Source organism: Candidatus Cyrtobacter comes (genome assembly GCF_034470605.1).
In the GTDB taxonomy this organism is placed as follows: domain Bacteria; phylum Pseudomonadota; class Alphaproteobacteria; order Rickettsiales; family Midichloriaceae; genus Cyrtobacter; species Cyrtobacter comes.
This window is the reverse complement of record NZ_JARGYT010000054.1, coordinates 1-8,144: the sequence shown is the minus strand read 5'-3', so window position 1 is coordinate 8,144 and position 8,144 is coordinate 1. Positions and strand designations below refer to the sequence as shown.

Below are 8,144 nucleotides of genomic sequence, written 5' to 3'. Positions count from 1 at the left end.
GAAACAACCTTTTATCCATCTAAATACCATATTTATCGCCTCCAATATAATATTGCATCTTTTCCATTATTTGGCAAAACCTTTGTTAACAGTGCCTAACTACAGGAGAATAAAATCTACTCCCTAGATCTAGCAGCTGCTGCATAGTTAGTGATGTATCTACGTACGGCTCATTCCCAGCTGGTATAGCTAGGTTATACGTCCCAGGAGTGGGCTTAAGTGGTTCATCTATACACCCAACAAGGTTTGATTGGTAATCAGACCGACCAGCTATAATTTGAGTAAAAAACCAAGATTCATAATACGCGCATATTTTTGTTTGCTTTGAATCGTTATTACCACCATGCTTCATCTCAACACCAGGCCTATATCTGCAAACTTCATAATTATGTAACCATGCAACATTTATATTAGCCTTGCATCCCGCCCCTAGATCTGAAGGACTAATTTGCGCATCATATGTAAGGCCCCAAGAAGTATAGTTTGGAGGTTCCCATGTCCATCCAACCGGGAAAGGCCCCCACCACTTCGAAACACTTGGAGAACCACAATTACCAGAACCATCAAGTGGAAACCTGGCCCAACAATATTGCTTTGTAATCTTATACTTAACGTCAAATGGATTAGTACCTATTCTCTCAAATTTAACCCTCTCAACCCAAAGTGGAAATTTATCATGGCATTGCCCAACCACACCTTCTTCATCAAGTGATGTATCTCTTTTCAAACCACTATTAGCAGGATATAGAACACTCTCCTCCCCCTTAAAATTTCCTCTCAGCCAATGCTTACAAAAAAGATCATGGGCATAAGCGTTACAAACACTTATCAAAATAAGTATACACAAAGATAATATTCCCCTCATCCTTCTAATACTTTAAGAACTTCATGCATATCATTCATATTAAATGATATAGAAACGCTTTCCCCAGCCTGTTTTAATAAAAATGTTCTCTCATTTTGGCTATTATGTCTAATAGTTAACAAGTCACTATTAGTAAGCATAAAATACTTTTGTAAATTTTTATCAGCAAATTTATCTGAGAGAAATATTTGCGTAGCAAAATTACTAAATGCAGCACTTAGTTTCTGATTTGGCCTAAGCTCCTGTGAGAAATCCGTTGAAAAAAGAATAATAGCATTCTTTTCTGATAAGGATTTAAGCCAAACTGGCAATTGCTCTGATATCAAACTAGAGGCCAGTACGCTTGCGCAGCGATTTAACGCTATTATTGCGGGGCTTCCGTCAAGATAATCAACAATTCTCAATAAAAGTAGATTTAAAAATAAGCTGATATGTGGCCCTAATACACATTTGGAAAAATCGATATTAATTATTTTATGCGCATTAATAACGCTTTCCAGATTATCCTCAAGCATATAACTAACAACATCTTTTTCTATTTGGTCTAAATTTTTCTTAATCACACTGTCCTCGGTTAGTGATACAATCTCCTTCAGCTTATGAAACGCAGCCTGCCCCTTAAGATCTGATATTGCACTTAACTCTTTATATATACTTTCAACATAATCCCTATCTCTAGAATATCCAGCAAATAGCAGCTTTAAAATTGAAAATCTTAGATCTTTTGTATTGTTTAAGTAATTTCGCTTATCAAAGATATCTATTTGCAATTCTTTCCCTTCTATATGCAGGGATTTGGCATCTAGCTTATTTAAAAATCTACCCGCCTTACCTTCTATATCTATATATATTACCTTTGGATTAAACCTAGTTGCCTGTGTTATTAAAAACCTTGTTAATATAGTCTTACCACTGTGTGATGGCCCTACAATCATTGTATGACCATTATCACCATTATGAAAATTAAAATAATAAGGAAAAAAGTTATCTTTTTTTCTAAAAATTGAAACAGGGTTACCCCACTTGCTACCATTATAAAAACCTGAATTTTTATTCGCTATAAAAGCAAATTCACCAATCACATCATTTGTAGAACCATTTAGCCTTGATATATATTGGGAATTCCCAGGTACCTGTGACCAAAAACATTTAGGCAAGTTAAAGTCCTCTCTAATAAAAGAAATACCTACTTTATTTAATTTTTTACACATTAATGATATATTCTCTTCCAGCCCCTTTTCATCTGCAGAGAATAACGCAATTGTTATTTGCCTTGTATTATAGTTATCTGTATCGGCATCTAAAATTTTCGATAACTTCATCTTTGAGGCAAGATCTTCACCTTTACATGCAGTAAATAGCCGCTTTATCCTATCTTGATTTTTTATTGCATTATTCTTATTTGCGAAAAAAATAGATTCGGTAATTAAGTAGTTATGTGAATGCTCCAAAATTAATGAAGAAGCAAGTTCTGGTAAATCATATACCCCCTTAATAGTTAAGATAGTAGCTATTGCGTACCTACGCTTAGGATTAAACTTATAAAGCTCTAGATAATTAAATCCGTGCTGTATTCCAAAGTTGTGTGCAAGGGGTAACGCAAGACTATACTCTCCTATTTCAATTTCTTTTTCAGATAATTGAATAAGGCTCGCAATAAATGATAAATTTTGCGAGAAAGTAGCCCCATTTTTCTCAAAAGTAGATAAGATCCTAGCATCAAACGCACTAACCTTCGTTAGTATCTTTTTTGTGATAGAAGATAATTCAGCTACATTTTCTTCCATCTTTTTCAAAGCTTTTTTCTTATATAAAGGAAAAAGTAGTGTATTTTTTATCTCATTGTAGTTTAAAAACTTATCTCTTTTGCCTATATAAACTATGGTCACATAAAGAAAATTAACCATTTGATTGTGCAGATTATTTTCTTTTGACCATATATCATCAAGTTTATGTGCAAATTGATGCTGAAAATTAGCTTTCCTTGTAATATCCCTACTTTGATTTAAGACATGTATATAAAATGCATATTTAGATAGGTTTATATTTTCTGTTAACGTATCTCTCACCACATTACGTAGATTGAATTTTCTAAAATTACTACCTAAAGCCTCTACACCTGTTATTTCTATTGTTTGGATTAAATCAGCATTCTCCGTAATCAAAGTATCCTTATCATAATGACACACCACGGGTACTAACCGCTCTACAGAACTATTAATAAAATCCACAGAAATAATTTTCAGAATCCCATCTTTAATAGAAAGGGTATATGTACATAAATTTTGATCAAGTATTTTATAAAAATTTTTTAATCTTAAAATATAACTAAATAATAATCTTGGATATACTATAGCAGCACAGCATAGCTTTGGTTATAGCTTCTTTTACTAAAAACCCCATATAATGGCGCTATAGATAAGGGCGCTATAAAATAATTTCAAAGCTAGCCCTTATAGTTCTTATTAGATATAAATTACTTGTATAGGAACTCTATATAACTGGATGGTCTACTAAACTGCTTATAAAACCCTTTAGACCGGTTCTTCGCTCTTTTTTTAATCTTTCTGCTTTTAATATTGAAACAAGCTTTGAAAGACTTTGATCCAAATATTTATTAATTATTATATAATCATATTCATGCCAATGCATTATTTCGCTATCTGCTTCTCTTAGTCTATAATCCACAAACAATGAATCACTATCTTCTATATGTCTTTTTATTAACCTGTTTGCCAACTCCTCTTTTGATGGTGGAAGTAAAAATACACTTGCAACATCTTCACGAGCAGTTGAGATTATTTGCCTATGCCCCTGCCAATCTATATCGAATAGGACATCTTCACCTAAAGCAAGTTTTTGCTCTACAAAATGCTTTGGTGTTCCATATAAATTCCCAAATACCTCTGCATATTCAAGAAACTCCCCATTCTCAACCATTTTTCTAAATTCGTTTCTTGTGATAAATATATACTCTCTACCATTTTTCTCCTCTGGTCTTTTTTCCCTTGTGGTTACAGAGATAGAAGTATGTATATGTTCATCCTCCTCTTTCAGCATCTTTGATAATGTGGTCTTTCCAGTTCCTGATGGGGCTGATAGTATGAACATCAACCCCCTTCTGCTTATTTTATTGCAATCAAACATATTATAGTGAGTTTATCTGGTTGCAGGCTTATACCAAGAGTGGAACTTTGTTTCAATAGCCGATGCTATTTCTTCTTCAAAAACCTCGCCATATAGCTTATTGAGCTGAACTATACCTGTTGGTGATGTTATGTTTATCTCTATAAGTTTTTCTCCAGCAATATCTATGCCAGCAAGAAAAATTTCATTATTTATCAAGAAATTAGAGATGATCTCGCATATTTCACGCTCTCTTTGCGTTAAATCTGTTTTAAAAACACTTGAGCCAAGCGCAATATTCGCTCTAAATTCCCCCTCTTGTGGAATACGTTTAAATTGCCCAATAGTACGGCCTTGCAACATGATTACTCTTTTATCACCAACTTCATCAATAAAATCCTGAGCTATTATATGCCCAAACTCCAATAACTTGGCCGCTATCTTAGCCTCACAATTATATTCATCAAAAGAAATTTTTTCAACATCTCGACCACCATGCTGGTATATAGGCTTTATAACAATTTTTTTATACTTTTTTAAAAAAGCTATCAACTCAGCTAAATCCGCTGATATTATAGTATCGGGCGTTAGATTTTTAAATAAAAGTGGCGATAGCTTTTCAGGAAAGGCCCTGATCGAAGCAGGAGAGTTTAATATTAATGTATTTTTTGATATGATATCTAATAGATAAGTCAGCGTTATATATTTCATATCAAAAGGAGGATCTTTTCTGATTAGTATAATATCGCAATCGGATAATTCCATTTTAAAGCTCCTGATATCAAGCTCCTTACCAATTAAGCAATCATTTATGTTAAACGTATAGCACTCAGCGATCAGAGCAGTTGAGAGTGTTATTTTTTCATAATCAATAAAAAAAAGCTCATTCCCATGTGCACTAAGTGCTTTCGCTATTCTTAATGTACTATCATTTTTTAAATTAAGCCCATGAATATTGTCCATGATCACACCAATCTTCATCTTCTAAACCGTTTTATAATAATCCAAATGTAGCCATACGTTATAACATAATATATCTAAAAAATCATGGGCCGCACAATGGAATATTGATAATGAATCAAAATACTGGTAGTAATCCTTGTTGTTAATTGTTGTTAAGAACGTGAATACAGCTCAGGCTACAAAAGTTCAGTTTGTGGATTTTTCTTTTATAGAGCTTTTCTTGAATGCTGGGCTGATAGTAAAATTAGTTATCATATTGCTTTTTCTTGGCTCTATAGTTAGCTGGGCTATAATAATAGATAAGTTAATATTATTCAAAAAATCTGCACAAATATCCTTAATTATAGAGACACTTCTAATGAAAAATTACCCGATAGAGAATATATATAGAGAAGTTTCTAGCGGAGGTAAAATAATTACAAAGCATCCGTTTGCCGCAATGCTTGCAGCCGCTACTGGCAATCTTAATGGTAAAGATATAAAATATACTTCCAAAGATGAGGTTTGGGGCAATATGAAAATTGCGGCAGGAAGGTCATTTGAAAATATAGGTGCCAATATCAATTTTCTTGCTACAATCGCAAATAACGCTCCGTTTATAGGGCTTTTTGGAACTGTTTGGGGTATAATGAATAGCTTTAAAGCTATAGCTAGTGTGAAATCTGTAGCACTTTCAGTTGTAGCACCCGGAATTGCTGAGGCTTTATTAGCAACCGCTATAGGGCTTGCGGTTGCCATACCTTCTTCAATATTTTATAATAAATTCACTTCTGATCTAAATTCTATGAGCGATAGAGCAGAAAGCTTTGCTTTAAAGGTAATCACATCCATCTCTAGTGAGGATTAATGTTCATTAACAGAAGAAAACACGGGGTCATTTCGTCTATAAATGTTACCCCATTTATAGATGTTTTACTTGTTCTTCTTATTATCTTTATGATAACAGCTGAGGAGATAACAACAGCTGAACATGTTACCTTACCAGATGTTAACTCTTCTTCAGTACTAGAGAAGAGTGACTGCGTGGTTTCCATTGCGGTATCTGAAAGCGGAGTTATTAGAATAGAAAATCATGCGGTATCCACAGAGGATTTTGCAGTAAAAATTTCCTCTATAATTAATAAAAACAAGCAATGTTCCGCTCTGATTTATGGTGATACAAAAGCAGAATATGGTAAAATTACGAAATTAATCTCACTATTAAAGCAGAATAATGTACAAACAGTTTCTCTTGTTACTCAAAAAGAAGACAGATAAATTAGAGATGCTTGATATTAGTTTTATAATATCATTTTTTGCTCATTTGTTTTTTTTATTTGCGATATTAGTTAAGTCATTTAGCCTGGAAAAAACTTTATATGATAATCCAAGCTCTAGTGTTATCATTCAAGTTGACGAGATAGAAGAGAATAGAAGTCGCGCAAATATTAGCGTAAAGAAGATTGAGCCCGCAAAAAATAGTAATGTAACCTCAGAAAAAATAGAGATAGAACAAAAATCAGCTGATAGTACATTACCTAAACCCACAATAACATTAACGCAATCATCGGTAGAAAATTTAAAAATTTCAACCCCAGAAAATAACCCACTTACATCAACGCAATCCGCCCCTAAACCAGATGATATAAAGCGCAAGATAGCTACTCAAAAAAACAAGGTAGAAAAGAAGACCGAGAAGAAGATAGAGAAAAAAAATAATAAAGATGCAGCACCAAAGAAACATGATGTAAAAAAGAACATTACAACCAATAAACCACCAATAAAAGGCTCTAAAGATATAAAAGAAAACAAGGTGACTTCTAATAAAAGAAATGAAAAAAATGATAAAGAATTAAAGCAAAAGCAAGTTAAAAACGTTTCTTTAAAAAAGAATAACCATGATAAACAAAGCATCATAGATGAAATACTTGCTGATAAAACCTCTCATGACGAAGCTTCCAATATGACTGGAGATGAAGTTGAGGCAATAAGATCTCAAATAAGAAGCATATGGAATCCTGTTATATTTGGTACCGTAGATAATATTATGTATGTTAAGGTTGTAATAAGACTTTCAGAAGATGGTTCTGTTATTGCAATAAGAAATATTCCTACACAATCTAATAATACTAGTTACAGCGCATTTTTAGATAGTGTTATAATGGCAATTGCAAACGCCTCCCCAATTTCAGGGCTCTCTCCAAAGAAATTTTCCCAATGGAAAGAGATAGAATTGACGTTCAGCTCTGAAGATATATAGCACAGCAACTGTTATATATAAGAAAAATATAAGCTAAATCAGTGCATATAGCCCTTTTTATCTTCTAAGAAGTTATGGTGAATATAGCTCAAGCAGTATAAAATGATTATATAAAAAGTAATTTTATTAAATTTAACTCAATAATAATTAAAGTATTTATAAGGTTAGTATTATTTTATGACGCTTTAGCTATAATACATTACTTGGTGCAATAAAGAAGTTTTGAAAAGCCTAATATAAAGAGCAAAATTAATTAATTCTATTCTTCAATCCAACCTTTCATGTTAACCCAGCTATTGGATTTCGGTCTAATGACTAGCCAACAAAAACAACATATAGATAAGATAGTATAGAATGGCGCAATAATTGCTCTATAGATCAGCTTCTTAATTCCTGTTTTATATGACGTTTTATACTGACTCAGCTATACATATAGCTCTTTATTTTGATAAAGCCAACTGAAATGGTTTTATTACAGTGATGTGATAGCGTGACAACGTGTGTTAAATGAATGTGCTATGAAGGTGTGTAAATTTTGCTCTAACAAAACCATGATCAAGAATGGTTATAGTCACGCAAAGGTATAGGTGCAAATAATGTGGCAGATTGAACAAAAAATAAAATATTCTCTCAAAGAGAAATACATGTCTGTATCGATGTACCTTAATAATGTTAGCTTTCGAGCTAGGATAATGAATATACCGTTTCAGATGATAATACACGGCTGGAGAAGCTGTGGAGAAGGAGGTCAAGAGCATTGGTAAATCACCAAGAGATATTCCTATCTTAGAGAGCTATATACATATATTCAAAAAAGACTGGCAAAATTGGCTTGATAGGCACTGTTAACAAAGGTTGTATTTAATAGATGCTAAAGCTATAAAGGCAAGGAAAGAGAGATCGGATTTCTCAAATCGTAATGCTAAGCGTCGATTTTCTTTGAGTTTAGCG

Annotated in this window: 7 protein-coding genes; 3 read left to right on the top strand and 4 right to left on the bottom strand. The window is 33.0% G+C overall.

Annotated features, from left to right (window positions below; genetic code table 11):
• Positions 1–85: 85 nt before the first annotated feature.
• The 4 genes from Cyrtocomes_RS04235 to gshB form a co-directional block, all read right to left on the bottom strand.
• A complete protein-coding gene (locus Cyrtocomes_RS04235; protein ID WP_322497957.1) occupies positions 86–865 on the bottom strand; it encodes a hypothetical protein in 780 nt (259 codons plus the stop codon).
• Positions 862–3,096, bottom strand: a complete 2,235-nt coding sequence (locus tag Cyrtocomes_RS04230; RefSeq protein WP_322497956.1) for a VirB4 family type IV secretion/conjugal transfer ATPase — start codon at positions 3,094–3,096, stop codon at positions 862–864. Before Cyrtocomes_RS04230 ends, Cyrtocomes_RS04235 begins: the two co-directional genes overlap by 4 nt.
• 262 nt (positions 3,097–3,358) lie before the next feature.
• Entirely contained in the window at positions 3,359–4,012 is a 654-nt protein-coding gene (gmk, locus tag Cyrtocomes_RS04225; protein WP_322497955.1) for a guanylate kinase, read from the bottom strand.
• A 12-nt stretch (positions 4,013–4,024) separates the two neighbouring features.
• Positions 4,025–4,972 (bottom strand): glutathione synthase, encoded by a 948-nt coding sequence (gene gshB, locus Cyrtocomes_RS04220; protein WP_322497954.1) that lies wholly within the window; start codon positions 4,970–4,972, stop codon positions 4,025–4,027.
• A 118-nt stretch (positions 4,973–5,090) separates the two neighbouring features.
• On the opposite strand from gshB, the gene Cyrtocomes_RS04215 reads away from it, so the two are divergent.
• Genes Cyrtocomes_RS04215 through Cyrtocomes_RS04205 form a run of 3 tightly spaced genes read left to right on the top strand, consistent with a single transcriptional unit; the run spans position 5,091 to position 7,193 of the window.
• Positions 5,091–5,801: a MotA/TolQ/ExbB proton channel family protein gene (locus Cyrtocomes_RS04215; RefSeq protein ID WP_322497953.1), complete on the top strand. Its 711-nt coding sequence runs from the start codon at positions 5,091–5,093 to the stop codon at positions 5,799–5,801.
• Positions 5,801–6,211, top strand: coding sequence for an ExbD/TolR family protein (locus Cyrtocomes_RS04210; RefSeq protein WP_322497952.1), 411 nt, complete (start codon positions 5,801–5,803; stop codon positions 6,209–6,211). Before Cyrtocomes_RS04215 ends, Cyrtocomes_RS04210 begins: the two co-directional genes overlap by 1 nt.
• Positions 6,168–7,193, top strand: a complete 1,026-nt coding sequence (locus tag Cyrtocomes_RS04205; RefSeq protein WP_322497951.1) for a hypothetical protein — start codon at positions 6,168–6,170, stop codon at positions 7,191–7,193. The genes Cyrtocomes_RS04210 and Cyrtocomes_RS04205 overlap by 44 nt, the downstream gene beginning before the upstream one ends.
• The last annotated feature ends 951 nt before the right edge of the window (positions 7,194–8,144 follow it).